We start from the raw sequence: 24,203 nt of genomic DNA, 5'->3' as shown, positions 1-24,203 counted from the left end.
GGCGGCGCTCGACGAGCGCTTTAACTGGCACCGCATCCGGCGCCTGGCACGCAAGGGCTGATCCCGGCCACAAGGAGATTGCATGGATTGGCATGAAGGCTATGTGGATGGCATCGACTATCTGGCGGACTACTTCCGCGAGCAAAGTCCGGTCCATCTGAATTTCGCGTGCGCGCTGGCCGGGGTCGAACCGGTGCCGCTGGAGCGCGCGTTCACCGCGTTCGAACTCGGTTGCGGCCAGGGGCTGACCAGCGCGATCCTGGCGGCCAGCAATCCGCACGGACGCTTTTACGCGGCCGATTTCAACCCGGCGCAAATCACTGCCGCGCAGGCGCTGGCCGGCCAGGCGGGCCTGGACAATGTGCAATGGCTGGAAAACAGCTTCGCCGAACTGGCGGCCGGCGCCGTCGCGCTGCCGCCGCTGGACTTTATCACCATGCACGGCGTGTACAGCTGGGTGAACCAGGAGAACCGCCGGCATATCGTCCGCTTCATACAACGGTATCTGAAGCCGGGCGGCGTGGTCTACGTCAGCTACAACGCCTTGCCCGGCTGCAGCGGCATCCTGCCCTTGCAGCGCCTGTTGCTGGAGCATACCAGCCTGCAGGCGGGCGGACCGTCGCGCCAGCTGACGCAGGCGGCCAGCCACGTGGCGCAGCTGCGCGAGGCGGGCGCGGCCTATTTCGCCGACAACGACAGCGCGGCCCTGCGCCGCCACCTGAAAGGGCTGCAGGAAAGCACGCCCGAGTCGCGCCGCTATCAGGCCCACGAATACCTGAACCGTGGCTGGGACGCGCTCTACCACGCCGACGTGGCGCGCGACCTGGCCGATGCCCGGCTCGAGTATGTGAGCTCGGCCGATCTGTGCTGGAATCTGCCGGCGCGCTATCTGACGCCGCCGCAGCGCGCCCTGCTCGAGGAACAGACGCTGCCCGCGCTGCGCGAGACGGTGCGCGACGTGCTGATGAACACGGCCTTCCGGCGCGACATCTTTGTGCGCGGCACGCGCCGCATGCATCCCCTGCGCCAGGCGGACTGGCTGGGGCGTTGCCGCCTGGCGCTGAGCGCCGTGCGCGAGCATGCCGTGCTCTCGCTGAACTTGCCCATCGGCGCGGTCGAGCTGGAAGACGCGCTGTTTAATCCCATGCTGGATGCGCTGGCCGAGGGGCCGCGCACCGTGCACGAACTGGCGCAATTGCCTGCCCTGCGCGGCAAAAGCGTGCTGGAGGTGGCGCGTCTGGCCAGCCTGCTGGTCGATTCCGAGCAGGTGTCGGTATGCGCGCCGCCCGCCGCCGGTGGCGATGGCGGCGCTGCCGCCGGCCGGCTGAACGCGGTGCTGGCGCAACGCGCCTGCGAGGACAGCCGCTACCGCGCGCTGGCCGCGCCGCTGCTGGGTGGTGGCGTCAAGACGCCGCTGCTGCAGCGCCTGGTGCACGGCGCCCTGCACGCGCTGGGCGCCGGGGCCGAAGCGGGCCAGCTCGCCGCGCATGTCTGCCGCTCGCTGGAGCGGCAGGAACAGGCGGTGCAGCGCGACGGCTGCGAACCGGCTTCCGCCGAAGTGCGGCGGCGCGAAGTCGACAGCGCCGTGCGCGCCATCCTGGCGCTGCGTTTGCCGGTCTGGCGCCAGCTTGGCGTGCTGACCACCAACCATAAAGGACCATGATGATGAACTGGAGCGACGGCTATGTGGCCGACATCGACTATCCGGCGGCCTTCTTTCCGGAACAAGGGCCGGACCACCTGAATATCGCCTGCATTCTGAATGGCGTGGAACCACTGCCGTCCGGCCGCCCTTTCACCTATTTCGAGCTGGGCGCCGGCATGGGCTTGACGGCCAATATCCTCGCCGCCAGCCATCCGCGCGGCCGCTTCTTCGCCAACGATTTCAATCCGGCCCATGTGGCGAGCGCGCGCCAGCTGGCGGACGAAGCGCAGCTTGAAAACATGACCCACCTCGAATGCAGCTTCGCCGATCTGGCGGCCGGTGCGGTGGATCTGCCGCCGCTCGATTACATCACCATGTACGGCGTGTACAGCTGGATCACGCCGGCCAACCGCGCCAGCGTGGTGGCCTTCATCCGCCGCTACCTGAAGCCGGGCGGCATCGTCTACGTGAACTACAACGCCATGCCCGGCTGGAGCAAAATCCTGCCGCTGCAGCGGCTGTTGCTCGACCATGCGAACAGCTACCCGGCACCGCGCGCCCAGCAATTGCGCCAGGCGCATGCGCTGGCGCAGCAGCTGGCCCAGGCCGGCGCCGCCTACTTCGACGACAATCCGCAGCTCGAGCAAAGCATGGCCTCGCTGGCCCAGGACAAGGCGGGCTACCTGGCGCATGAATACCTGAACAGCGGCTGGCAGCCCTGCTATCACGCCGACGTCGCCGCCGAACTGGCGCAGGCCAAACTCGATTACATCGGCCCGGCCAGCCTGGCGCGCGCCTTCGGCGACAAGCTGAGCCCGCAGCAGCAAGCCGTCATGGAGGGCGTCGCCGACGCCCGCTGGCGCGAAACGGTGCGCGACTACCTGCTGAACACCAGCTTCCGCGAGGACGTCTATGTGCGCGGCGCGCGCCGCATGAGCGCGGCCCGCCAGGCGCAATGGCTGGCGCAACTGGGACTGGTGCTGACGGCGGTGCCGGAAGCGGCGCCGGCGGGGCAAGGCACGGCCGACGCCGCGGCCGCTGAGTCCGAGGACGTGCTGGCCGCGCTGGCCGCCGGGCCGCGTTCGTTCGCCGAGCTGGCGCCGCGGCAGGCGGGCGGCCTGGCGGCGGTGGCGCGTATGGCCACGCAGCTGGTGGCGGCCGGCCAGGCCACCTGCTTCTTCCTGGAGAACGCGCGCAGCGACGCCGCGCCCGCGCACCGCCTGAACCGGGCGATTGCGGCCCAGTCCACGCTGAGCGATCACTATCAGGCGCTTGCCGCGCCGCGCCTGGGCGGCGGCCTGCGTTCGGGCCTGGCCCAGCGCCTGGTCTACCACTGCCTGGCGCAGGCGCCGGCCGCCACGCCGCCGGAGCGCGAAGCGGTGTGCCGCCAGGTGGCGGCGCTGCTGCACGCCCACCTGGCAGTCTGCGTCCCCGGTAGCGCGGCCGAAGCGGCGTTGCAGGCCTTGCGTGAAGGTTTGCCGTGCACGGTGGCGGCCATTCTGGAACACCGGCTGCCGATCTGGCGCAGCCTGGACATGCTGTAAGCGCCGCCGCTCCGGCGCGGCCGCCGCCGCCGCGCTGGTAAAATACCCCGGTGCCGGCCGGCGTCGGGTCCGGCCCGGCATTCCGCCCGCGCATCGACGATAGAAGGCCGCCCCGTGCCATCCGATTCCCCCGCAAGCCGACCACTTGATGGTTCCCGCCAGGCGCTGCTGCAGCTCCTGGCGGAGCTATGCGCGCTGGCGGGGCAGGACGCGGCCGTGCCGCCGGTGCTGGAGCTGCAACTGGGCGGCGCGGTGGCGCGTGCCACGGTGGACGCGGGTCCCGGCGGCGACTGCCTGCACATCTCGGTGCGCCTGCCGCGGCTGCCCGCGTCGGCCCAGACCGCGCAGGCGCGGCCCGGCATGGACGGCGACGGCTTCGATTGCCTGTGGCATGACGAGGAAGGCTGCCATATCGTGGTGCGCAGGATGGCGCTGGCCGCGTTCCGCGATGAGCGCAGCGTCATGGACGCCATGCTCGACACGGCCGACCTGGCCCAGGCCTGGCAGGCCGGCATGCTGCTGGACCAGCCGGCGCCCTGTTGATGCCCGGCGCGGGAATGCCGCCCCGGTCTTCCGCAAGACTTTAGTCAAGGCCGCACTGCCGGCGCGCCGCCGCGCGCACCCGCGACACGCGCGAACGCACGGTGCCGATCGGGATGCCCAGTTCCTTGGCGGCGGCGTCATAACTCATTTCCCCATCGAGCACCGCTTCAAACGTATGCCGGATCGGCGCCGGCAGATCGGCGAGCAGGCTGTCGACGAGGCCGGCCATCTGGTGCAGCTCGCATTGCAGGGCGGGGTCGGCGTGGCTGTCGACGATCTGCTCCAGAAAACTGTCGTCGATTTCCTCGTAACGGTCGGCGCAATTGCGCCGCACCTGGTTGCGCGCCAGGTTCAGCGCAATGCCGAACAGCCAGGTGGATGGCTTCGACAGGCCGGAAAAGTGATCGACGCAACGCATCGCTTCCACGAAGGTGTTTTGCACCACATCCTCGGCGTCGCTCTGGTTGCCCAGATAGCGCTGCACAAAGCGCAGCAGATGCACGCGGTGTTTGGCATACAGCTGCTCCAGATCGATGCTGCGCGAGACGGCGGCGACGGGCTGGTCGTGCAAGGTGTATATCCTGGCGCTCACGGGCGCCGCGCCGGCGTGGCGGAGGTGCAGGGTGTCGGTGGCAGCGAGCATGGTCTGAAGCATGAGAATCTCCCACGGGTCTTGAATGGATTGGAGGACAGGGCATGGCCAGTCCTGGCTTTAGTCCGGGTCAAGATAGCAGGGGCCGGGCGCGATGTCGTACTTCCTTGAACATTGATGAGACTTTGAAAAAAGTTGAGGAAAGCGCTTGCCGCCGGCGCCGTCCGGCACGGAACCAGGCCGGCCTTGGGCGCCACTGATCCTGCATGAAAAGCGTACAGCAAAACACCTATACCCCCGCTCCGCAGGAGCTGCCGCCGCCCCTGGCGGGCCAGGCGCCGCTGCCGCTGCTGCGTCCGGGCCGTGCCGCCGGACCGGCTGCGGTCGAGCTGAAGCCGCAGGAGGCGATCGACGCCGAAGCCGGCATGCGCGACCTGCACTACCAGAAAAAATCCCTGGCGCAGCGCCAGGCCTCGACCGGCCCGCGTCCGGCGCCGCGTCCACAGCCGCGCGAACGGCCGCGCACCCAGCAAAGCGGCAAGGCCGCGCAGGTGCAGGCGAAGGAGGAGAGCGACGACGACGAGCGCGACGACTGGCAGCCGGTGCGCCGCACGCTCGACCTGCTGCGCCAGGACAGCAGCCAGGATGGCCGCGCCGCCGCCGAAGCCATGCTGGCCGAGCGCTTCGATCCGGTGCAAAGCTATAACGCTTTGCTGGAAGCCGCGCGCGATGTCGATGGCCTGGACGGCTTGAGCGCCTATAAGAAAAAGAATCTGAAAGGCGCGCTCAATGAAATGATGAGCGACATGATGCAGCGCAGCTCGGGCGCCTTGCGCAAGGCCTTGCAGGAAACCGAGGATCTGCATGGCGCGCTGGAAGTCATGGCCGACAGCGAACCGCTGCCGTCGACGCGCGAGATGCGCTTCCTGATCGGCGCAAAACAGAAGGGCAACCAGGATGCGCCGCTGACGGCGCTGACCATGCTCAAAGCCCTGATACGCAACTTCGGCGCCGAACACTGCATGTCGGCCATGGACAGCCTGCGTTCGCGCATGATGACGGGATTTTAAAAGGAGGCGGCATGAGATCGGATTTGCGGCGCAATCCGCAGCGCAGCATGGGGCGCTACTGGCTGACGATGTCGGACGCCAGCGCATTTACCATCGTTAAATCGGCCTTCGGCATTGCCGAAGCCTTGCGGCGCGATCTGGCCGACCAGGCGCAGATGGTGGCTTTGCTCGACGTGCCCGCGCTGGCGGTGCTGTTGCTGACGGCGGCCGAAACCGGTTGGGGCAAGGCCAAGGCCACCGCCCTGATGGGACAGATCGGCGACGCCAGGCGGCTCAGTGCCGCCGCCCGTTGCCGCGCTTGGGGGCTGCTGCGCGTGGCGATGGAAAGCTTGCCGACCACGCTGTGGCCGGCGGAAAAACTGCTGACGCGGCGCGAGTTGCTGGACGAGCTGCAGCGCCACGCCCAGAGCGCGCGCTCCGAGTTGCCGACCTTGCTGAGCAAGGCCGAGCGCCAGGAGCTGCAATGGCGCGAGTCGATCATGGCGCGCGTCGCCGCCGAAAAACAGAGGGCACCGGGAGGCCGACCATGAACTACGGAGAAAACACGCTGTGCGCCCATCTGCTGGCGCAGGCCCGGCTGCACGACGCCGTGGCGGCGGCGACGACGGAAGCGGGCTTGCGCCTGTTCGTCTATCCCCAGGAGCAGGGGGCGCTGGTGGCCGTCGGCTTGCCGGCGGGCCGGACGCTGCGGGCGGCGGCCCTGTTGCACCGCCGCGGCAGCGATGTGCGCCGCTGCGGCGCCTGGCTGCCGGCCCTGTTCAACGATGGCAGTTGGTATCTGGTCCGCCGCTGTTCCGACAGCGAAGCGGCGGCCCTCGATGAAGACGATTGGGCTTTGGCCGAGGAGCTGCTGCTGTGATCAGGACGCGTTCCAATGAGGTGTCCGGCCTGGGCCAGCAAGGCTTGCACGACGCCGAAATCCACAGCCTGACGGCGGCCCTGCCGACGCCGAAGTCGCGGCCCCTGCTGCAGCCCGGCGAGGAAGCCTTATCGCTGCCGCCGCCGGGACCCGGTCCCGACCCCAAGCTGCAGATGCTGAGCCAGAGCATTGGCGCACCGCTCAGCTTCGATAATCCGGTCTGGCGCGGCAACCCGCTGCCGCCGTTGCGCGGCCTGCAAAAGCTGCTGCTGGAGCAGGCCCTGGCCGAGCCGCAGGAAGCGCGCGGCACGTATCTCGATGCGATCCGCATCGTGGAGCAGGCGGTGCAGATGCGGCTGCGCTGGCAGCAAATGCGGCGCAGCGACGGCGAGCCGGACCGGGCTTTACCACTGGCGCAAGGAGACGACGATGCAAGGGAGCGGGAAGCGGACGATGATGGCGGGGGAACTGACGGTGGCCATCGGCCTGGTGTGGGGGCACATCGGCGCCATGCAGCATGAAGACGCGTATGCGCTGGCGCGCGCCTGCCTCGGCCTGTGGCCGGGCGAGCGGCACCTGCTGCTGCTGGCCGGCTTCGCGGGCGTGGAGCTGGGCTACCCGGCCGATCTGAACGTCCTGCGCGCGGCCTATGGCCTGGCGCAAGGCGGCAGCGGCAGTGCGACAGGGCCGCTGGCGTCCTGTCTCGACCTGATTAAACGGCGCCAGCCGGCATAAGGAAACCATATGCAGTCGATGGCCATCGTATTGTTCCTGAACGGGATCGCGGCAAAGCTCGCCAAACGCGCCGAGCTGTTCGCGGCCGGCCTGGTGATCGGCATTGTCTTCATGCTGGCGCTGCCGATGCCCGTCTGGCTGCTCGACATCCTGATCGCCTGCAGTCTCGGGGCCTCGGCCCTGATCGTGATCGTCGCCATGTATATGCCGGGGCCGACGGCGTTCTCGACCTTCCCCGCCGTGCTGCTGCTGACCACCCTGTTCCGGCTCGCCATCTCCGTCTCGACCACGCGCCTGATCCTGCTGGAAGCCGATGCCGGCCATATTGTCGAAACCTTCGGCAATTTCGTGGTGGGCGGCAATCTGGTGGTGGGGCTGGTGATCTTCCTGATTCTGACCGTGGTGCAGTTCATCGTCATCACCAAGGGTTCGGAGCGCGTCTCCGAAGTGTCGGCCCGCTTCTCGCTCGATGCGATGCCCGGCAAGCAGATGTCGATCGACAGCGATTTGCGCGCGGGCCTGCTGACGGCGGAGGAAGCCAAGGAAAAACGCGCCCACCTGGGCCAGGAAAGCCAGCTGCACGGCGCCATGGACGGCGCCATGAAGTTCGTCAAGGGCGACGCCATTGCCGGCATCTGCATCGTGGCCATTAACCTGGTGGGCGGCATTTCCATCGGCATCGTGCAGCGCGGCATGGATGCCGGCCAGGCCATGCAGGTGTATTCCATCCTGACCATCGGCGACGCGCTGATCGCCCAGATTCCGGCGCTGCTGATTTCCCTCGGCGCCGGCATGATTACCACCCGCGTCGGCGGCGACGGCGATGGCGAGAAAACCAATATCGGCCAGGACATCGTCGCCGAGCTGTTCAAGGAGCCGAAGGCCTTGCTGACCACGGCGGCGATCATGCTCCTGTTCAGCGTGATTCCCGGCATGCCGATGGCCGTCTTCCTGATCCTCGCGCTGGGACTGGCCGTCTCCGGCATGGTGGGCATTCTTAAGCCGCTGGCCGACGCCGAGCGCGAAAGAGCGAGCGTGGAAAAGGAAAAGCAGAACGCCAGCATCGTCGACCTGACCAATTTTTCCGCCACCACGCCCTTCATCCTGCGCATGCCGGAATCCATGCGCGGCACGCCGGAAGCGGAAGCCATCCGCGTCGCGGTGCGCGTCATGCGCAACGGCATGCTGGAGCGGCGCGGCATTCCCGACCTGAAACCGATCGAATTCGATTTCCACCCCGCCGTGCCGGAAGGCCGGGTATTGTTCCTGATGGCGGAAGTGCCGCTGGTGGACGAGGAGATCCGCCTCGGCTGGGGCGTGACCCAGGAGGCGGCCTCCCGTCTGGAGGAGCTGGGCTTTAGCGCGCAAGCGGCGCTCATCGCCGGCTCGCGCCGCCAGCGCAATTGGGTGCGCATCGAGGACGAGGCGGCGCTGGCCGCCGCCGGCGTCCAGTTCCAGCGCTGGGAAGCCGTCTTCTCCGGCGATATCGAAGTGGAGATGCTGCGCAATTGCCAAATGTTCGTCGGCGTGAACGAGGTGATCCGCTTTACGCGCTGGGCCGAGCGCCGCTACCCGGAACTGGGCAAGGAGGTGGGCAAAGCCGTGACCTTGCCGCGCCTGACCGAGGTGGTGCAGCGCCTGACGCGCGAGGGCGTTTCGCTGCGCAATGCCCGCCTGCTGCTGGAAACCACGCTGGATTGGGCGCCCAAGGAGCGCGACCCGGACGTGATCGCCGACTATGTGCGGCTGGCCCTGAAGCGGCAGCTGTGCTTCGAAGTGGCGCGCAACGGCTTGATCGAAGTGATCCTGCTGTCGCCCGAACTGGAAGATATGCTGCGCAACGCCATGCGCCAGACCAGCCAGGGCAGTTATCTCGATATCGAACCGGAAACCGAGCAGATGATCCTGAACCGCCTGGGCGAGCTGTCGAACAGCGTCAGCTCGCCGGTGGCGCCGCCGGTGCTGGTGACGGCGGCCGATATCCGCCGCTCCGTGCGCAAGCTGATCGAGGAGGAATTCTTCCCGGTGCCGGTATTCGCGTTCTCGGAACTGACGCAGCATTTGAAAATCCAGCCGGTCGGCATGATCGAGGTTTGAAGCAGCGATCCTGCACCGGCAGACTGAGGGAGACGTGCAATGACAATTAACCGCCTATCCGGCGGCATCGCTTCGGCCATGGGCAACGCCGGCGCGGCGCTGGCCACTGCCGCCCGCGAGGTGGCGCCGATGGTGCATAGCCGCTCCGGCGCGCTGCGCGAGCAGATCGGCAAGCAGCTGAACAACTTCCAGCCAGCCCGCTTGAGCGCCGCGCTGGAACGCTTTTGCGCAGGCGCCGTGCAGGCGCAGGCGCTGCATCAGAATATCGTGGGTCTGCTGCGGGGCCAGCTGCCGGTCCTCAGTCAGATCGGCATGGCCGTGGGCGCGCTGGATGCCACCTGCGCCATTGTGCGCATGCTGATGGAGGCGGCAGAAAAAAACAGCCTGGCGCTGCTGGACGCCCAGGCCGTGGATTCCCAGAAGGATGAAGACGATATGCATGCGCTGCCAGGCGAGAGCGAAAGCGGCGAAGTGGCCCAGCCGGATGAAGGGCAGGCGCATCTGAAGCCGAAGGCCGGGCATGCCGCCGCGCCGCAGGAGAAGGCGTGAACAGCCAGATGCAGGCGCAGGCCATGGCGGCGTTGCAGACGGCCGCGCGCGATCCCTTGCGCGCCGCCGAGTTGCGGCGCTTGCAGGAGCAGGCCTGCCGCTGCATGGACGACCTGCTGCACGCGGCCCAGAGCATGCTGGCCGCCGCCGGCCCGCCGCCGCCCCTGCCTGGCGGCGGCATGGATCTGGTCATGCTGCGCGGCGCGGCAAGGCAGCGCCAGGGCCGCGCGGAGGAACGCGCGGAACTGGCCCTGGCGCTTATCTGCGGCGCGCTGCTGAATGCCGATAATCCGGACTGGGACCCGCTCGATCCGGCAACGAGCAGCGAAGACGGTTCGGCCCCGCTGCTGGCATTGCTGCAAACGGATCTGGGCGTCTGAACGGCGGCGGAACCAGGGGACGCCGGCGCTCCACTCATGACGGCGGCGCTATCGGGCGCCGGATCCTGAGGAGATGAAGAATGAGCGAACAAGCCGGGCTGGAATTGCGCATCCTGAGTGGCCTGCACCGTGGCGCCAGCCTGCCGCTTGGCGAGCAGCACTACGTGATCGGCGCCAGCGACGACGCGGATGTGGTGCTGCTCGATCCGGGCATGGTTGAGCGCCACGCCGCGCTGCATTTGACGGCGGCCGGCTGGCTGCTGTCCGCCGAGGAGGGCGAACTGCGCGGCGCCGCATCGGATGCACTGCTGACGGAGCAGGCCATGCAGGCCGGCGATTGCCTGCGTCTGGGCGGCGTCTGGATTGGCCTGGCCGCCGCCGGCGCCGCGTGGACCGAGCCGCCGCCCCTGCCGCCGGCCACGGCGGGTGTTCCGGACAAGGGCCATGAAGCGGATGCCGCCACGCCCGGGGATGGGGCGGATGATGGACCGGAATGGGCGGCGCAGGAGCCGGACGCCATGCCGCCGCCGGTGGCGGAGGTGGAAGCGGGCGGCGACGCGCCATCCGCAGCTCCCGCAGCTCCCGCGGCTGCCCGCAAGCGTCCGCGCAGCCGCGCCATGCTGCTGCCGGCGCTGGCGGGAACGGCGCTGGCGGGCGTGGCCACGCTGGCCATCAGCGCGAAGACGCCGCCGGCCCCGCCGCCGCCGCCCATTGTGGCGATCGCGCCGCCAGCACCGCCAACCCCGGCGGCGCTGGCCCAGGCCTTGCGCAAGCGCCTGGCCGATGTCGACATGCTGCGCCGCCTCGATCTGCAGCTGAACGATGGCGCCTGGCGCATCAAGGCCGCGCTCGACGAGGACGAAGCGCTGCGCCTGCGCCGCATTCTCGCGGAATTCGTGAAAGCGAATAACATCGGCTTCCCCATCGATGTGGAGCTGGGCGGCGCCGACACCATGCTGCCGTTCCAGATCCGGCAGATCGTGACCGGCAACCAGGCCAGCATCGTGACCATGGATGGCCAGCGCATCTATCCCGGCGACGAACACCGGGGCGTGCGCCTGACCGCCATCGACGGCAACCGGCTCAGTTTCGCCGGCCGCCAGCCGATCGAGGTCAAGTGGTGACGGCCGGCGCCGCCGGCCGGCCACGGCAGGACGGCCTGGCGCAAGCCATGCGGCAGATGCGCGCCACGCTGCCCGCCTGGACGGCGCAGTTGCCCGCGCGGCCCGGTTTCACCAGCCGGGGCAAGGTGGCGCAGGTGCTGGGAACGCTGATCGAGGCGCATATGCCGCCGGTGCAGATCGGCGAACTATGCCATTTATACGACGCGCAACGGGGCGGCGCGCCGATGCTGGCCGAAGTGGTGGGCTTCACCGAGCGCTGCGCCATCCTGTCGGCCTTGAGCCCCCTGGAGGGCGTGTCCAGCAATACCGTGATCGAGCCGCTGCGCCGCGCCCATATGATCGAGGCCGGCGACCATTTGTACGGCAGTGTGCTGGACGGTTTTGGCCGGATCATGTTCCGCGCGCCGGCCGCCGCCGATGTGCAGGCCACCTGGCGCGTCTCCGTGCCAGTGATCCGCGATGCGCCCCAGGCCGTGGACCGGCCACGCATCGCGACCCCGCTGGCCACCGGCGTGCGCGCCATCGACGGCATGCTGACCATGGGCGTGGGCCAGCGCATCGGCGTGTTTGCCGGCCCCGGTTGCGGCAAGACCACGCTGATGGCGGCCATCGCGCGCGGCTGCGCCGCCGAGGTGATCGTGTTTGGCCTGATCGGCGAGCGCGGACGCGAACTGAACGAATTTCTGGAACACGAACTCGATCCGGAGCTGGTGCGCAAAACCGTGATCGTTTGCGCCACCTCCGACCGCACCTCGATGGAAAGGGCCCGAGCGGCGTTTACCGCCACCGCCATCGCTGAAGCTTTCCGCGCGCGCGGCAAGAAAGTGCTGCTGCTGGTCGATTCGCTGACCCGATTCGCCCGCGCTCAGCGCGAGATCGGCCTGGCGGCCGGCGAACCGCCCGCGCGCGGCGGCTTCACGCCGTCCGTGTACACCATGCTGCCAAGGCTGATCGAACGCGCCGGCAGCACGCCGGACGGCGCGATCACCGCCATGTACACGGTGCTGGTGGATGGCGAGAACGCATCCGATCCGATCGGCGACGAAGCCAAGTCCCTGCTGGACGGCCATATCCTGCTAAGCAAAAAACTGGCGGAGCAGGGCCATTATCCGGCCATCGACGTCCTGGCCAGCATCAGCCGGGTAATGAGCAATGTGACCACGCGCGAGCACCGCGGCGCTGCGGCCCAGTTCCGCGAACTGCTGTCGCGCTATCAGGAAATGGAACTGCTGATCCGTCTGGGCGAGTACCAGGCCGGCGCCGACCCGGTGGCCGACCGCGCCATGCAGCTGCGGCCCGCCCAGCTGGAATTCCTGCGCCAGTACACCGGCAGCGGCACCGGCACGCCATTTCAGGAAACCCTCGACACCCTGATGGGCATGCAGGCATGAGCGGCAGCATCCGCCGCGCCAAACGCGAAGTCGCCGACGTGCCGGAACCGAAACGGCCCGACCGCCGCCTGGACCAGCTGCTGCATGTGCGCAAGCAGCGCCTTGGCCGCCTGGAGCGCGAACGCGGCACGGCGCGCGATGCCTGGCGCAGCTGCCGCCAGAATCTGCGCGAGTGCAAGCTGCGCAAACGGGAGGCGTTGCGGCAGGCAGTGCAATTCTGGCAGGAGGCGCGTGCCAGCTTCCTGGGGATGACGATCACCAGCGGCCAGTTCCACGTTGCCAAGGCGCGCTATGAGCGCATGAAGGAAGAGGCGGCCCAGCTCAATCTGCGTTGCCAGGAAACCGTGCGGCGCTGCCGCGCGGCCGGGACACGCTATTTTGCCGCGAACGAGGAAGTGCAGCGCGCCCAGCGACAGCAGGAAAAGCTGGGCATCCTGCGCGATGAACTGCGCGCGCTGAGCCTGCAAAACGCGGAGGGTGGGTGAACCGCTTGCCGCTGGCCCTGTCCACGCGCCAGCTGGAGGAGCTGCTGCCCAAGGCGCCTGTGCGTCCTGGCCAGAATCCCGCCGCGCGCCATCCGGCCGGCGCAGGCGCCGCGCCCGCCGCGCCGCCCCCACCGCTTTCGCGGCCGCCGCGCGGCCACGCCAGACCCGCCGCGCCCCCGGCGGCGGAAGCGGGCGGCCGCGCTCCCGCGCCGCCGCGCGAGCCGCCGGCCGCGGCAAACCAGGATGGCGCGGCCGGCGAGCCGGCATCGATGGAGCGGCAGCAGGGTGGCGGAAATGAATCGGAGCAGGACGATGCCGGGCTGCAGGCCGCCGCGGCCACGCCGTCCGATAGCGCGGCCGACGAGGCCGAGGCGATCGCGGCGCTGCTGTCCAATGGCGCCGGCAGCGGCATCTTCGAGGTGATCCTGCCCAATGGCGAGACGCTGGGCGTGGCCGTGGACAGCACGCCGGCCGCCGTCACCTACCATCTGAAACCGGCCTGCTCGCGCACCGCCGAGCGTTTGCGCGCACAGCAAAGGGAACTGACTGGCCATCTGGAACGACGTATAGGCAAGGGCGTGTCCCTGACCATACTGTAAGCGGCGGCCGGACCGGCCGCCGGTCCAACCTGGGAGAGCCGCCATGGCGGAATCGGAAGTGCTGCCTGCCGCGCCAACGCGGCCCGCGCGTTGGCAGCGGAGCGCCGTCAGCGCCGCTTACGCTGAGCTGAGCCGGCGCGTGGCTGGTGGCGTGTGTTGCCGCCACGACGCGCTGACCTTGCGTCTGGACTGGGCTGGCGCGCCGGACGCGACGCCGCCTGGCGCCGCGCTGTGTCTGGATGGTCCGGCCGGTCCGCTCTGGCTCGACGATGGCGCGGCGCTGCTGCATGGCTTGAGCGGCATCGATCCCCAGGCCACCGCCTCCGCGCCGGCCGCGCAGCGGGAATGGTTGGATGCCGCCTTGCTCGGACGGCTGGCGCGCACGCCGCTGGCGCCGCTGCGCGCGCTGCAGCGCGACGCCGTAGCGCCGCCCCAGCTGCTGCCGCTGCATCTGAGCCTGAGCGACGGCGCGCATATGACGGCCACGATCGCGCGGGCCTCGCCGCAGACCTGGCTGGCATTGCTGAACCACGGCGCCTGGCATGCGCCGGGCGTCCCCTGGTTGGCGCTGGCGCAACTGCCCGTCGTCCTGCCGGTGCGCGCCGCCGCGCATCGCCTGCCGCTGGCGGCATTGCAAACACTGGCGCCGGGCGACGTGATCCTTCCCGATGCGCCCCGTTTCGACATCCATGGCGTGGGCAGTCTGTCCCTGGGCGGCCAACTGATACAGGTGCGCTACGGCGCGCCCGGCCTCCTGACCATTCTTTCAATGGAGATGCAATTGAACCAAGACAGCGAAGAAGTTGGCGAACAATCGTCCCAGCCCTTGGCGGCGCCGCAGGCAGCCGCGATGGAGGAGGCACCGGCTGATGCGGCGCCAACGCTGGCCGATGCCACCCTTGAGCAGTTGCCGCTGGCGTTGAGCTTTGAACTGGGCGTGCTTAGCCTGACGCTCGGCCAATTGCGCACGCTGGCGGCGGGCGCCGTGCTGCAGCTGGAACAGGGCAGCGCCGACAGCATCGCCATCCGTTGTTCCGGGCGCGAGCTGGGACGCGGCGAAGCGGTCGATGTGGATGGCCGTCTCGGCATCCGCATCACTTCCTGGAGCGCGGCATGCTGAGTACCCAGCCCGACGTCATATCGTTTTCATTGATCCTGGCGTCGCTGGCGCTGATACCGCTGCTGGTGGTGACGACCACCTCTTTCCTCAAGCTGTCCATGGTCATGCTGGTGCTGCGCAGCGCCATCGGCGTGCAGCAGGTGCCGCCGACGCTGGCAATCTACGGCATCGCGCTGGTGCTGACGGGGTTCATCATGGCGCCCACCATCCAGCAGATCGGTCAGCGAGTGGCCCAGCCGGCGCCGCCCGCGGTCAGCACGCATACCTCGCCCGTGCTGGCCAAGGCCATCGACGCATTCGAACCGCTACGCGGCTTCATGATGAAGCACGGGAATCCCGATCAGCGCGAATTGTTCCTGGCGTCGGCAAAAAAACTGTGGCCGGAAGATTACGCCAGAGAGGCGCGCTCCAACGACTTGCTGGTGCTGATCCCTGCTTTCGTGGTGTCGGAGCTGCAGGCAGGCTACGAAATCGGCTTCCTGATTTACATCCCCTTCGTGGTCATCGACCTGCTGGTGTCGAATCTGCTGATGGCCCTCGGCATGCAGCAGGTCAGCCCGCAGACCATCACCATTCCGCTCAAGCTGCTGCTGTTTACGCTGGTTGAGGGCTGGGGCAAGCTGCTGCATGCGCTGGCGGCCTCCTATACCTGAAAACGCAGAAAGGAATGCCGTGTCAGAAACTCTGAACTTCTTCCAGCAGGGCCTGTGGCTGGCCGTCATGCTGTCGGCGCCGCCGCTGATTATCGCCACGCTGTGCGGCGTGACGGTGTCGTTGCTGCAGGCCGTGACCCAGATCCAGGATCAGACCTTGCCCTATGTCGTCAAGCTGGTGGCGGTTGCCGTCACGCTGGCGGGCATGGGCCGCTGGATCGGCGTGCAGCTGATCCAGCTGACCGACCTGGCTTTCGCCATGCTGCCATCCGTGGGGCGCTAAGCCATGTCCGATCTCGGCAACCTGCAGCCGGCGCTGCTGGTCGATATGCAGAACGCCATGGTGGCGCTGGCCCTGAGCACGCCGCGGATCCTGGTCTGCCTGGTGATCTTGCCCGGCTTTGGCCTGAATGTGCTGACCGGGATGGCGAAAAATATCGCCGCCATGGCCATTGCCCTGCCGGCCGCGCTGCCGACCTACTATGCCGTGCAGCGCTTCGGCCCGGACTTTCTGATGTGCGGCATGCTGATTTTCAAGGAGGCCGCCATCGGCCTTTTGCTGGGCATGTTGACCGCCATGCCGCTATGGGCGGTGCAGTCGGTGGGCGCGATTCTGGACAGCCAGCGTTCAGCGGTCCAGATCCAGACCAATAACGCGGGCGTGGACCGCGACGCCAGCGCCATCGGCGGCGTGCTGATCCAGGCGGTGGTGCTGGTCATGGTGCAGGCCGGCCTGTTCCTCGCGCTGGCGCGCATTCTGGTGGAAAGCTATGCCGCGTGGCCGGCCTGGTCGCTGGCGCCGCCCTTCGAGCCTGGCCATATGGACCTGCTGATCAAGCGTTTCGGCCTGCTGTTCTGGCACATCATCGTGTACGGCGCGCCGGTGATCGTGCCGCTGATCCTGATCGAACTGGCGTTTGCCCTGATCGGCGTGTTTGCCTCCAACCTGCAGGTGTCGTTCGCCTCGGCGCCGATCAAGAGCCTGACCGGCGTGGTGATCCTGCTGCTGTACTGGCCCACGCTGGCGCACCACGTGGCCGGCGACTTTTCCCGTCTGCTGGATCTGACGGGCAGCCTGGTCGGCGTGCAGCGCGGCCCGTAAGGCCGCGAAGGAGAGCCGCGTGAGCGATGAAAAGAACGAAGAACCTACAGACAAGAAGATTGAGGATGCGCGAAAGAAGGGCCAGATTGCGGTCAGCCGCGATCTGGCCCGCCTGGCGACGCTGGTGGCGGTGGCGGAAACGGCCTTTGCCACGGAGCCCCTGTGGCGCGACTCCCTTGATGGCCTGTTTGTGCTGGGTATTGCCAGTATCGGCCGTCCCTTCCAGGGCGCGATGTGGGACGTGCTGCAGGCGGCGGGCCTGCTCTTGCTGGTCGTCTTCTGCGTTTGCTTCCTGATCTGCATCGTGGTCGGCGTGGCGGCGCACTGGGGCCAGTTCGGCGTCCTGATTGCCGCCGAATCGGTCACGCCGAAATTCGACAAGCTCAATCCCGTCAACGGCTTCAAGCAGCTGCTGTCGAAAAAGAAGCTGATCGAGCTGCTGATTTCGGTGGCCAAAGCGGGACTGATCGGCTGGATGGTGTACAGCCTGACGCGCAGCGCCTTGCCGGTGATCGCACAGCTGTCCACCGGCGAGCCGCGGGACGTGTATTTCGCCTTTATCACGCTGCTGAAGTCCATCTTTCACAGCGTCGTCATTATTTGCCTCTGCCTGGGCGCGGTCGATTTCGCCATGCAGAAGCACTTCCACAAGAATGAGCTGATGATGGACATGGAGGAAATCAAGCGCGAATACAAGGAATCGGAAGGCGATCCGATGGTCAAGGGGCAGCGCAAGCAGCTGGCGCGCCAGTGGGCCAACGAAGGACCGGTGGCGCGCACCGAGGATGCCAATGCGGTGGTGGTCAATCCAAGCCACTTCGCCGTGGCCATGTTCTATGACCCGGCCGCCGGCATGGTGCCGCAGGTGATCGCCAAGGGCCGGGATGCGACGGCGCAAGCCATGATGGCGCGCGCGCGCTTGCATGGCATTCCGGTTATTCGCCACGTATGGCTGGCCCGCACGCTGTACGCCAGCTGCAAGCCCGATATGGAAGTGCCGCGCGCCAGCTACGAGGCCGTGGCCCAGGTCTATGCGGTGGTGATGGAGCTGATGCAGTCGGGGCGGGGGGGCAGCGACGTGGAGCTGGAAAGTTATGGCGAGGCGCCGCAGGGCATGCTGGCGTTGAGCGCGGCGGAAGCCGCGGCGCAAGGAGAACGCAATGCAGACTAAGGCCAAAACGAAGGAGGCGCCAAAGCGTCACGAGCCCTTGCCGGTGGAGGTGGAACACTGCCAGAACCCGCGCGGCAAACTCGCCAGGCAAGTGCGTGGGCGCCTGATGCCTGGTCCGAGGACCGGCGCGGGTCTTTTGTACGAAGCCGATATGGATGATTTCGGCAAAGACAATCTTTACGACGAGACGCCATCGATGGGCTTCCTTGCATCGCTGTTGCAGGACGAAACCGATAGCGGGCCAGCCGATGGCGACGACCGTCTGCATCATCTGGCCATGGTGAACGGCCAGGCCCAGCCCCTGTTGCGCCGCCCGCAGCCAAAGCCGGCTCCGCGTATGCCGGCGGTTCGTCCCGGCTCGCGCCTGGCCTGCGAGCGGCGCTGCGGCGGCGCGGGCTGCGATCCGACCAACAGCCACGGTTGCGGCGGCGTGTTCTGCCTCGACGGGGCGGAACAGCTATAAGCGTCGCCTGCGGCAGTGGAACCGCAAGCGCCGGCCATGCCACCTATTGCCTGGGCACGGAGCGCCCGCCAGCAAAGGCGCGCCGCGATCGAATTACTTCATGGAGGCAGTGTGGGTACTCAAATCAGTATGGCGGTGCAGAGCGCCGCATCCGGTCTGGCCGGCAAGCCCGGTCCATCCGTTCCTGAAGCCGGCGCTGGGAGCGACGGCGCTGCGGCCTTCAGGCTACAACTGCAGTTCCACCAGCAGGCGCGTATCGACGGGCAGCAAAAGCTGGCGGTGCCGGAGACGGGCCGCGACAGCCTGGCAACCGTCATGGCCGACCGCGCCGCCGGCCTGGCCGGCGATGTGAACCGCCACCAGCAATACGTATCCAGGCTGCTTGAACGGGCCACGGCCAGCGCCGACTCCATGCAGATGATGAAGGCGATGATGGCCCTTAACGACTACCAGCTGCGGGTGCAGACCATCTCCAAGGTGGTGTCGAAAGCCAGCAGCTCGGTCGACTCCCTGACCAAGCTTCAGTAAGCGCCATGGGCAAACGACTTTGTCTTCTGCTTGCCCTTGCCGCCCTGCTTTCGGGGTGCGGCAAGGTGGTGGTGCTGCAGGCATCGCTGCAGGACGTCGACGCCAATGAGATGGTGCAGGCGTTGACCGCGCAGGGCATTCAGGTTGAGAAGCGCCAGGAGAAGACCGGCGTCAGTCTGACGGTCAAGGAAGACGATCTGTCGCGCGCCACTAGCGCCATGCAGGCGGCCGGCCTGCCGCGCCGCAACCGATCCAATCTGGGCGAGGTGTTCAAGAAGCAGGGCATGATTTCCTCGCCGATGGAGGAGCGCGTGCGCTACATTCATGGCCTGTCGGAGGAGCTGGAAGCGACTTTGCAATTGTTCGACCGGGTGCTGTCGGCCCGCGTCCACGTCGTGCTGCCTGAACGTATCGCGCCGGGCGAGGCGATCCAGCCCTCGTCGGCGGCGGTCTTCATTCGCTACCGGGCGCCGTTGGACGAGGATGCCGTCACGCCGCGCGTGCGGCGCCTGGTGTCGTCCAGCATTCCGGGCCTGAGCGGCGAGGATGGCCGCAACAAGGTGTCGGTGGTGATGACGCCGGCGGAAGCCGCGCCGCCGCCGCCTGCCTGGACCATGGTCGGACCTTTTCATGTGGCGGCGGAATCGGCCTCCGGCCTGCGCTATGCGCTGACGGTCATGGCATTGCTGGTGGTGGCGGGGCTGGCGGCGGCGGGCTATGGACTGCTGCGCAATCATCCGATGCTTGCCAAGTTCAGCAAACGGCGCGCGCCGGCAGCGGCGCAAGAATAGCCATGTACGCTGTTGCCGTGACGCCGGACAGCGGCTCGACCGCCTTAAGCGAGAGCTTCCTCGATTGGTGGTTCACGCCATGGCTACTGGCCGGAATCGATACGCCCGCCCCGGCTGAAGCAGACAGCGCTGCGCTGGCGGTGCGCCTCGCCTATCGCCCGTGGTGCGAGACAGCCGGCGTGCGCGCAGCGCTTCCTGCCGCATTCGACGGCGCCTGGCAGCAGCTGGCGGTAGGCGACAGCACCTTGCTGCGCCGTGCCGCGCTGCTGTATGGCGGCTTGTTGGCGGCGCGTGAAGGCAAACATGAAGCGCTGGTTGCGCTGCCGCTCGCCGTCCGTCGCTGGTGCCTGGCAACGGCTGCCATTCAACCGCTGACGGCCCAGCGTCCGCTGACGGGCGCGTGCGAAACCGACGCCCTGAACGAACTGGCGCTGCTGCTGGAACAGGGCTTTCCCGGCATGTGGGGCCGTTTGCGCCTGCTGCTTCCAGCCGGTATGGCGCCGCACGCCGATGCCGCGCCGGCGGACGTGGCTCCAGCCGGCGCTGCCGCAGCACGCCGGCGTTTGCGCTGCTGGAACCTATGTTTGCAGGGCGCGCGCCAGCTGTCATTTCAAGGAGATCGATAAATGAAAGCCTTCTGTGCGGCGCGCATGAGCACCGACCCGCGTCTGTTGCCCAGCCACGGCGTGCTGCATGCCTCGACGCGCGAAATGACTGCCGATGCGCAGTTGCTGGCCGAGCGCATCGTCGAACAAGGCCGCGCCGAGGCAGCACAACTGCTGGCCGAGGCGCAGGTACAGGCGAGGCATGCGGTGCAAGCTGCGGAAACGCGCGTGCTGGAGCAAGGCGTCCAGCTGCAGCAAGGAATGGAGGCCGCCATGGCCGATCTGCTGGAACAGGCGCAGGACATCGTTCTCCGCCTCGCTGCCGAACTATACGACAGGCTGATGCTGGAAACGGCGCCGCAGGAAAAAATCGCCGCCGCCTGCCGCCGTCTGCTGCGCGAAGCCCCGCCCAAACTGGTGAATGCCGTACTGCGCCTGCATCCCGGGGATATGCCCGCGCCGGACGGCACGCCATGGCCTTGCAAGGCCGATCCTGAGCTGGCGCCAGGCTGCTGCCGGCTGGAAGCCGATAGCGGCGAATGGCGCGCCGACTTCAACGCGGCAGCGGCGTCCTTGCGCCAGGCGCTGGCGGTGTTGCCGCCGCCAGCCGCCGAGCCAGACATGATGTCTGACGCCACGCCAGACGCCATGGCAGACATCGCAACGGCTGCCAGCTGAATTTTCCCGCCGCCGGCGAACCGGCAGCCGGTGCCGCGCCACTCACCATCACAGCCCAGACCACGGCGCCGCGCGCGCCGGTCTGGGATCAAATTCGCCTCTCAGGAGAATCGCCATGTCCAGCAATCAAAACACTGTCGTACAGTCCATCCACCGTCTTGATCGCAAGTTCGATGCTACCGGCGGCCAGATGCACGATTTTTACCGCCGCCAGACCAATGGCGAGATGCCGGATCCGAATGAGTTCATTCGTTTGCTGCAGCAGCAGGCCATGATCCACAGCGCCATGACGGCGCAATTCGGCCTTTTGCAAAAGCCGTTGAAAACCGTGCTCAACGAAACGAAGTAAGCCATGAGCGCCCATAACGCACAATGGCTGGCGGATTTGCCGGCCGATGCGCCCCTGACGCTCGACGGCGAATCAGCCTATTTGGCGGTGGCCGAGGATGGCGCCGAGCTGGGCGCCATCCTGTTGAGCGGCGCCACCGATGCGCAACTGGAAGACGCTGCCCGCACCGGCTTCCAGAGCGCGCGCCAGTTCGACGCCGGCCTGGCTCTGCGCGAGGACGGCAGCACCCTGGTCCTGTGCCAGTGGCTGCCCGACGTCGCCAGCTGGGAAGACGCGGCCGGCGCCTTGGAGCAGCTGCTCAACCAGCTGGCCATGTGGCGCGCCGCGCTGGCGCCGAGCCGTCCGCGTCAAGACGGCGTCGCCGATGCCAGCGAACAGCGGATTCGCGCCCTCTTTGCTGCGGGGGCGCGATGATGCGCGCCGCGGCCTTGCCGCGCACCGGCAAACTGCTGGCAGTCCTTGCGCTGGCCATGCTGATGCTGCTGATATCGGCCGGCGTACAAGCCGCTGTTCCGGCATCCTGGAAAGGAACGGGCCTGGCCATCAATGCCGGCGGCATGACGCTGCGCGCCGTACTGGAGGAATTCAGCCGCGTGTACGGCGTCCGCCTGGTGCTGGACGTTCCCGGACAGCGCCTCATGAGCGGACGGCTGGCCGCCGCCAGCGGCAGCGAATTTTTGAACCGCCTGGCGCCAGCCTGCCAGTGCAGCTGGTTCGTGTACAACGACACCCTGTACATCGTGCCGGCCAAGGACCATACCTCGATGCGCCTGGAGCTGGGCGAAGACGCGGTGCAGGATGCCAAGGCGGCCCTGATCGGTGTCGGTCTGTTCGACGACCGCTTCGGCTGGGGCGAGCTGCCCGACGTCGGCACCGTGATCGTCAGCGGCCCGCGCCGCTACGTCAAGCTGGCGCGCGAAATTCTGCTGCCCGACGCGCGCGAGGCCAAGGCGCGCGGCCGGCGCGTGATGGTGTTCCGCCTGAAGTACGCCAGCGCCATGGACCGCGTCATCAACGCGCGCGGCCAGAGCGAAACCATCCCCGGCGTGAAGACCATCCTCAGCGGCCTGCTGCTGGGACCCAACACGGGCGAGAAGCTGGCCGAAACCAGCCAATTCGACATCGGCGCCAGCAAGCGTTCGCGGCAAGGCAAGGTGGGCCAGGGCAGTGCCCAGGAGCTGCCGCAGGGCAGCCCCTTCGTGCCGATCTTCTCGCCGCCCACCAACGGCAAGGGCGCATTGCCGCCCCTCCCACCGCGCGCTGAAGGCGAAGGCCGCAAGGCGGCGCCGGCCGAAGCGGGCAAGCTGCGCATCGAAGCCAGCGCCGCCATGAACGCCATCCTGATCTACGACGATGTGCAGCAGCGTGAGATGTACGCCACCCTCATCGCCGAACTCGATGTGCCGCCGCAGCAGATCGAGATCGAAGCCCTGATCATCGATATGGACCGCAGCAACCTCTCGGAGATGGGCGTGGAATGGGGCGTGCGCGCTGGCGTCGTGGACGCCACCTTCAACGCCACCACGGCCGATTCGCGCGGCACGCAGCTGCCGCTGCCGGGTTCCACGCTCCTGATCAGCAATATCAACCGCTTCTATGCGCGCCTGAAGGCGCTGGAAGCCAAGGGCGAGGCGCGCGTGCTGGCCACGCCGACCGTGCTCACCCTGGACAATGTAGCCGCCGTGCTTGACCTGAGCCAGACCGCGTACGTGCCGCTGGTGGGCGAACGCGTGGCCGATCTGGCCGATATCACCGCCGGCACCCTGCTGCGCGTGATCCCGCGCATCATCCGCGAAGCCGATGGCGCCAAGGTGCACCTGGAAGTCGATATCGAAGACGGCTCGCTCGACAGCGCGGGCAACAGCGGCAGCGGTGGCGGCAAAGACGCCCGCAGCAATGTGCGCGTGACCCGTTCCACCATCAGCACGCAAGCCATCGTCGACTTGCAGCAGACGCTGATGATCGGCGGCTACCGCGCCGAACGCATGTCGACCGACAAGCAAAAGACGCCGCTGCTGGGCGATATTCCGCTGGTCGGCGGCCTATTCCGCAACGAGAGCGCATCGCGCAGTACGCGCGAACGCCTGTTCCTGATCACGCCGCGCCTGAGCGGCACCGACCGCTCCAAGACCGAGCCGGCGGCGGGCAAGGCGCGCCAGGCCAAGCCGGCGGCGGAAGCGGTGAAGCAGGCGGCGCTTGCGCCGTCGCCTGCCAAACCGGCAGGCGCGACGCAGCCAGCAGTCGCAGCGCAGCCGGCAGCGGCGCAGTCAACGCCAGCGGCGCAGACAGCACCTGCCGCCGCTCAAAGAGCGTCCACGCCAGCCAGAGAGGTGGACGCTTCCAGCTCAAAGCCCATTCTTCCTGTCCCAGCGACAACCATGGAGCGCTCTCCGTGGGCTTTGATACCGGCGGCGGTGTCTTCTCGTCAGGTTGGACAACAGTGATGATCGTTCTAAGGGAGTCACAAGGTCGGCCAGGCATCAAAGCTTGACGCCCGGCCTCGCTGACAGCTTATGCTGCGACCACCACGATATCTGATACGGCGAGTGCTTTCTGCCCGGTCAGCGTCGCGATCTGAACGGCGGCGTTACTTCCAACGCCATCCTGGTCAAAATACAAGGCGCCGGACGTCGTGTTGTAGAGGAATTGAGCTGCAGTGCCTGATGATGCAGGCGTTGTTGTGGCACTGACTAGCACTACGGCAACCCCGGCCTCCAGACCAAAATTATTTCCAAGAACCTGGATAATATCCGTACCTGAAGTGAAGTCCGTAATACTGTCCACGCCCTGATCGGTGCCAGCAAACCTGAAAATATCATTGCCAGTGCCACCAGTCAGTACATCATTGCCGTAGCCACCAATTAGTATGTCGTTGCCCGCATTGCCGCTGATGTTGTCAGCACCGTCGCCGCCGTCGAGCCTGTCATCTTTATCAGCACCGGAGATCGAGTCGTTGCCACCCAGGCCGTTGATGCGGTTGGCATAGCCGTTCAGGCCAGCCAAACTGTCCGCGCCTTCGGTGCCATTCTGCCGGCCGAGTATGGCTGCGATATCCCAGACCGTGCCGTCGGCAAAGGCGACTTTCTCGATGCGGCTGGCTGACGAATTGAAGTAGTCGACTACGGTGATC

General features: G+C 67.5%; 30 protein-coding genes. 28 read left to right on the top strand and 2 right to left on the bottom strand.

Features of this window, described 5'->3' with window-relative positions; all coding sequences use genetic code 11:
• Positions 1 to 82: 82 nt before the first annotated feature.
• The 3 genes from FHS03_RS25080 (at position 83) to FHS03_RS25070 (ending at position 3,732) form a co-directional block, all read left to right on the top strand.
• Positions 83 to 1,663 carry a class I SAM-dependent methyltransferase gene (locus tag FHS03_RS25080; protein ID WP_183443636.1) on the top strand — a complete coding sequence of 527 codons (1,581 nt, stop codon included), beginning with the start codon at positions 83 to 85 and terminating at the stop codon, positions 1,661 to 1,663.
• Positions 1,660 to 3,189 (top strand): class I SAM-dependent methyltransferase, encoded by a 1,530-nt coding sequence (locus FHS03_RS25075; RefSeq protein WP_229426411.1) that lies wholly within the window; start codon positions 1,660 to 1,662, stop codon positions 3,187 to 3,189. Before FHS03_RS25080 ends, FHS03_RS25075 begins: the two co-directional genes overlap by 4 nt.
• A 114-nt stretch (positions 3,190 to 3,303) precedes the next feature.
• Positions 3,304 to 3,732, top strand: coding sequence for a hypothetical protein (locus FHS03_RS25070; protein ID WP_183443635.1), 429 nt, complete (start codon positions 3,304 to 3,306; stop codon positions 3,730 to 3,732).
• 40 nt (positions 3,733 to 3,772) lie between these two features.
• Here the strand turns inward: FHS03_RS25070 and FHS03_RS25065 are convergent, their stop codons facing one another.
• Complete coding sequence (locus FHS03_RS25065) at positions 3,773 to 4,387, bottom strand: RNA polymerase sigma factor (protein WP_229426410.1); 615 nt, start codon at positions 4,385 to 4,387, stop codon at positions 3,773 to 3,775.
• A gap of 203 nt (positions 4,388 to 4,590) precedes the next feature.
• On the opposite strand from FHS03_RS25065, the gene FHS03_RS25060 reads away from it, so the two are divergent.
• The 25 genes from FHS03_RS25060 to sctC all read left to right on the top strand — a co-directional run bounded on the left by FHS03_RS25060 (position 4,591) and on the right by sctC (position 23,517).
• Complete coding sequence (locus tag FHS03_RS25060; RefSeq protein ID WP_183443634.1) at positions 4,591 to 5,394, top strand: hypothetical protein; 804 nt, start codon at positions 4,591 to 4,593, stop codon at positions 5,392 to 5,394.
• A gap of 11 nt (positions 5,395 to 5,405) precedes the next feature.
• Positions 5,406 to 5,924: a hypothetical protein gene (locus FHS03_RS25055; RefSeq protein WP_183443633.1), complete on the top strand. Its 519-nt coding sequence runs from the start codon at positions 5,406 to 5,408 to the stop codon at positions 5,922 to 5,924.
• The gene (locus FHS03_RS25050) at positions 5,921 to 6,253 is read left to right on the top strand and encodes a hypothetical protein (RefSeq protein WP_183443632.1); all 333 of its coding nucleotides are present in this window, start codon (positions 5,921 to 5,923) and stop codon (positions 6,251 to 6,253) included. Before FHS03_RS25055 ends, FHS03_RS25050 begins: the two co-directional genes overlap by 4 nt.
• Positions 6,250 to 6,774 (top strand): hypothetical protein, encoded by a 525-nt coding sequence (locus FHS03_RS25045; protein ID WP_183443631.1) that lies wholly within the window; start codon positions 6,250 to 6,252, stop codon positions 6,772 to 6,774. The genes FHS03_RS25050 and FHS03_RS25045 overlap by 4 nt, the downstream gene beginning before the upstream one ends.
• Positions 6,707 to 6,988, top strand: coding sequence for a hypothetical protein (locus FHS03_RS25040; protein WP_183443630.1), 282 nt, complete (start codon positions 6,707 to 6,709; stop codon positions 6,986 to 6,988). Before FHS03_RS25045 ends, FHS03_RS25040 begins: the two co-directional genes overlap by 68 nt.
• 9 nt (positions 6,989 to 6,997) lie before the next feature.
• A complete protein-coding gene (sctV, locus tag FHS03_RS25035; protein WP_183443629.1) occupies positions 6,998 to 9,085 on the top strand; it encodes a type III secretion system export apparatus subunit SctV in 2,088 nt (695 codons plus the stop codon).
• A 39-nt stretch (positions 9,086 to 9,124) separates the two neighbouring features.
• Positions 9,125 to 9,634: a hypothetical protein gene (locus FHS03_RS25030; RefSeq protein WP_183443628.1), complete on the top strand. Its 510-nt coding sequence runs from the start codon at positions 9,125 to 9,127 to the stop codon at positions 9,632 to 9,634.
• Entirely contained in the window at positions 9,631 to 10,014 is a 384-nt protein-coding gene (locus tag FHS03_RS25025) for a hypothetical protein (RefSeq protein ID WP_183443627.1), read from the top strand. Before FHS03_RS25030 ends, FHS03_RS25025 begins: the two co-directional genes overlap by 4 nt.
• Positions 10,015 to 10,094: 80 nt before the next feature.
• Positions 10,095 to 11,138 carry an FHA domain-containing protein gene (locus FHS03_RS25020; protein ID WP_183443626.1) on the top strand — a complete coding sequence of 348 codons (1,044 nt, stop codon included), beginning with the start codon at positions 10,095 to 10,097 and terminating at the stop codon, positions 11,136 to 11,138.
• A 47-nt stretch (positions 11,139 to 11,185) separates the two neighbouring features.
• On the top strand, positions 11,186 to 12,529 hold the full coding sequence (locus tag FHS03_RS25015; RefSeq protein ID WP_183443671.1) for a FliI/YscN family ATPase: 1,344 nt from the start codon (positions 11,186 to 11,188) through the stop codon (positions 12,527 to 12,529).
• A complete protein-coding gene (locus FHS03_RS25010) occupies positions 12,526 to 13,014 on the top strand; it encodes a hypothetical protein (protein WP_183443625.1) in 489 nt (162 codons plus the stop codon). Before FHS03_RS25015 ends, FHS03_RS25010 begins: the two co-directional genes overlap by 4 nt.
• On the top strand, positions 13,011 to 13,613 hold the full coding sequence (locus FHS03_RS25005; protein ID WP_183443624.1) for a hypothetical protein: 603 nt from the start codon (positions 13,011 to 13,013) through the stop codon (positions 13,611 to 13,613). The genes FHS03_RS25010 and FHS03_RS25005 overlap by 4 nt, the downstream gene beginning before the upstream one ends.
• Positions 13,614 to 13,656: 43 nt before the next feature.
• On the top strand, positions 13,657 to 14,733 hold the full coding sequence (gene sctQ, locus FHS03_RS25000) for a type III secretion system cytoplasmic ring protein SctQ (RefSeq protein ID WP_183443623.1): 1,077 nt from the start codon (positions 13,657 to 13,659) through the stop codon (positions 14,731 to 14,733).
• A complete protein-coding gene (sctR, locus tag FHS03_RS24995) occupies positions 14,727 to 15,386 on the top strand; it encodes a type III secretion system export apparatus subunit SctR (RefSeq protein WP_183443622.1) in 660 nt (219 codons plus the stop codon). The genes sctQ and sctR overlap by 7 nt, the downstream gene beginning before the upstream one ends.
• A gap of 19 nt (positions 15,387 to 15,405) precedes the next feature.
• Positions 15,406 to 15,669, top strand: a complete 264-nt coding sequence (sctS, locus tag FHS03_RS24990; RefSeq protein ID WP_050409818.1) for a type III secretion system export apparatus subunit SctS — start codon at positions 15,406 to 15,408, stop codon at positions 15,667 to 15,669.
• Between the two features lie 3 nt (positions 15,670 to 15,672).
• On the top strand, positions 15,673 to 16,488 hold the full coding sequence (sctT, locus tag FHS03_RS24985; RefSeq protein WP_229426409.1) for a type III secretion system export apparatus subunit SctT: 816 nt from the start codon (positions 15,673 to 15,675) through the stop codon (positions 16,486 to 16,488).
• A 19-nt stretch (positions 16,489 to 16,507) separates the two neighbouring features.
• Positions 16,508 to 17,659 (top strand): type III secretion system export apparatus subunit SctU, encoded by a 1,152-nt coding sequence (gene sctU, locus FHS03_RS24980; protein ID WP_183443621.1) that lies wholly within the window; start codon positions 16,508 to 16,510, stop codon positions 17,657 to 17,659.
• Positions 17,649 to 18,122 (top strand): hypothetical protein, encoded by a 474-nt coding sequence (locus FHS03_RS24975; protein WP_183443620.1) that lies wholly within the window; start codon positions 17,649 to 17,651, stop codon positions 18,120 to 18,122. Before sctU ends, FHS03_RS24975 begins: the two co-directional genes overlap by 11 nt.
• A 111-nt stretch (positions 18,123 to 18,233) precedes the next feature.
• Positions 18,234 to 18,650 carry an EscF/YscF/HrpA family type III secretion system needle major subunit gene (locus tag FHS03_RS24970; protein ID WP_371871773.1) on the top strand — a complete coding sequence of 139 codons (417 nt, stop codon included), beginning with the start codon at positions 18,234 to 18,236 and terminating at the stop codon, positions 18,648 to 18,650.
• A 5-nt stretch (positions 18,651 to 18,655) separates the two neighbouring features.
• Positions 18,656 to 19,441, top strand: coding sequence for a type III secretion system inner membrane ring lipoprotein SctJ (sctJ, locus tag FHS03_RS24965; protein WP_183443619.1), 786 nt, complete (start codon positions 18,656 to 18,658; stop codon positions 19,439 to 19,441).
• A gap of 2 nt (positions 19,442 to 19,443) precedes the next feature.
• Positions 19,444 to 20,067: a hypothetical protein gene (locus FHS03_RS24960; RefSeq protein WP_183443618.1), complete on the top strand. Its 624-nt coding sequence runs from the start codon at positions 19,444 to 19,446 to the stop codon at positions 20,065 to 20,067.
• Positions 20,068 to 20,724 carry a FliH/SctL family protein gene (locus FHS03_RS24955; protein WP_183443617.1) on the top strand — a complete coding sequence of 219 codons (657 nt, stop codon included), beginning with the start codon at positions 20,068 to 20,070 and terminating at the stop codon, positions 20,722 to 20,724. It abuts the gene before it with no gap.
• 115 nt (positions 20,725 to 20,839) lie between these two features.
• Positions 20,840 to 21,073, top strand: coding sequence for a hypothetical protein (locus FHS03_RS24950; protein WP_183443616.1), 234 nt, complete (start codon positions 20,840 to 20,842; stop codon positions 21,071 to 21,073).
• Positions 21,074 to 21,076: 3 nt separating this feature from the next.
• Positions 21,077 to 21,487: a hypothetical protein gene (locus FHS03_RS24945; RefSeq protein ID WP_183443615.1), complete on the top strand. Its 411-nt coding sequence runs from the start codon at positions 21,077 to 21,079 to the stop codon at positions 21,485 to 21,487.
• A complete protein-coding gene (sctC, locus tag FHS03_RS24940; RefSeq protein ID WP_229426407.1) occupies positions 21,484 to 23,517 on the top strand; it encodes a type III secretion system outer membrane ring subunit SctC in 2,034 nt (677 codons plus the stop codon). The genes FHS03_RS24945 and sctC overlap by 4 nt, the downstream gene beginning before the upstream one ends.
• Positions 23,518 to 23,584: 67 nt before the next feature.
• Here sctC and FHS03_RS24935 read toward each other — a convergent pair.
• A partial coding sequence (locus FHS03_RS24935; protein WP_183443614.1) for a calcium-binding protein occupies positions 23,585 to 24,203 on the bottom strand: 619 nt, incomplete at its 5' end.

The organism is Pseudoduganella violacea, assembly GCF_014191875.1.
GTDB lineage: Bacteria > Pseudomonadota > Gammaproteobacteria > Burkholderiales > Burkholderiaceae_D > Rugamonas > Rugamonas violacea_A.
The sequence above is the reverse complement of the archived record's forward strand: the minus strand, read 5'-3'. Positions and strand labels throughout refer to the sequence as shown.

What these genes read in the sequence shown, in the direction of transcription:
- FHS03_RS25055 (WP_183443633.1), top strand. Translation starts at nt 5,406, where the DNA reads ATGAGATCGGATTTGCGGCGCAATCCGCAGCGCAGCATGGGGCGCTAC.
- FHS03_RS24975 (WP_183443620.1), top strand. Translation starts at nt 17,649, where the DNA reads ATGCAGACTAAGGCCAAAACGAAGGAGGCGCCAAAGCGTCACGAGCCC.
- sctV (WP_183443629.1), top strand. Translation starts at nt 6,998, where the DNA reads ATGCAGTCGATGGCCATCGTATTGTTCCTGAACGGGATCGCGGCAAAG.
- sctJ (WP_183443619.1), top strand. Translation starts at nt 18,656, where the DNA reads ATGGGCAAACGACTTTGTCTTCTGCTTGCCCTTGCCGCCCTGCTTTCG.
- FHS03_RS25030 (WP_183443628.1), top strand. Translation starts at nt 9,125, where the DNA reads ATGACAATTAACCGCCTATCCGGCGGCATCGCTTCGGCCATGGGCAAC.
- FHS03_RS25040 (WP_183443630.1), top strand. Translation starts at nt 6,707, where the DNA reads ATGATGGCGGGGGAACTGACGGTGGCCATCGGCCTGGTGTGGGGGCAC.
- sctT (WP_229426409.1), top strand. Translation starts at nt 15,673, where the DNA reads ATGTCCGATCTCGGCAACCTGCAGCCGGCGCTGCTGGTCGATATGCAG.
- FHS03_RS25010 (WP_183443625.1), top strand. Translation starts at nt 12,526, where the DNA reads ATGAGCGGCAGCATCCGCCGCGCCAAACGCGAAGTCGCCGACGTGCCG.
- FHS03_RS24950 (WP_183443616.1), top strand. Translation starts at nt 20,840, where the DNA reads ATGTCCAGCAATCAAAACACTGTCGTACAGTCCATCCACCGTCTTGAT.
- FHS03_RS24960 (WP_183443618.1), top strand. Translation starts at nt 19,444, where the DNA reads ATGTACGCTGTTGCCGTGACGCCGGACAGCGGCTCGACCGCCTTAAGC.
- sctQ (WP_183443623.1), top strand. Translation starts at nt 13,657, where the DNA reads ATGGCGGAATCGGAAGTGCTGCCTGCCGCGCCAACGCGGCCCGCGCGT.
- FHS03_RS25060 (WP_183443634.1), top strand. Translation starts at nt 4,591, where the DNA reads ATGAAAAGCGTACAGCAAAACACCTATACCCCCGCTCCGCAGGAGCTG.
- FHS03_RS24955 (WP_183443617.1), top strand. Translation starts at nt 20,068, where the DNA reads ATGAAAGCCTTCTGTGCGGCGCGCATGAGCACCGACCCGCGTCTGTTG.
- FHS03_RS25065 (WP_229426410.1), bottom strand. Translation starts at nt 4,387, where the DNA reads ATGCTTCAGACCATGCTCGCTGCCACCGACACCCTGCACCTCCGCCAC.
- sctC (WP_229426407.1), top strand. Translation starts at nt 21,484, where the DNA reads ATGATGCGCGCCGCGGCCTTGCCGCGCACCGGCAAACTGCTGGCAGTC.
- FHS03_RS24945 (WP_183443615.1), top strand. Translation starts at nt 21,077, where the DNA reads ATGAGCGCCCATAACGCACAATGGCTGGCGGATTTGCCGGCCGATGCG.
- FHS03_RS25080 (WP_183443636.1), top strand. Translation starts at nt 83, where the DNA reads ATGGATTGGCATGAAGGCTATGTGGATGGCATCGACTATCTGGCGGAC.
- FHS03_RS25075 (WP_229426411.1), top strand. Translation starts at nt 1,660, where the DNA reads ATGATGATGAACTGGAGCGACGGCTATGTGGCCGACATCGACTATCCG.
- FHS03_RS25020 (WP_183443626.1), top strand. Translation starts at nt 10,095, where the DNA reads ATGAGCGAACAAGCCGGGCTGGAATTGCGCATCCTGAGTGGCCTGCAC.
- FHS03_RS25015 (WP_183443671.1), top strand. Translation starts at nt 11,186, where the DNA reads ATGCGGCAGATGCGCGCCACGCTGCCCGCCTGGACGGCGCAGTTGCCC.
- sctR (WP_183443622.1), top strand. Translation starts at nt 14,727, where the DNA reads ATGCTGAGTACCCAGCCCGACGTCATATCGTTTTCATTGATCCTGGCG.
- FHS03_RS25050 (WP_183443632.1), top strand. Translation starts at nt 5,921, where the DNA reads ATGAACTACGGAGAAAACACGCTGTGCGCCCATCTGCTGGCGCAGGCC.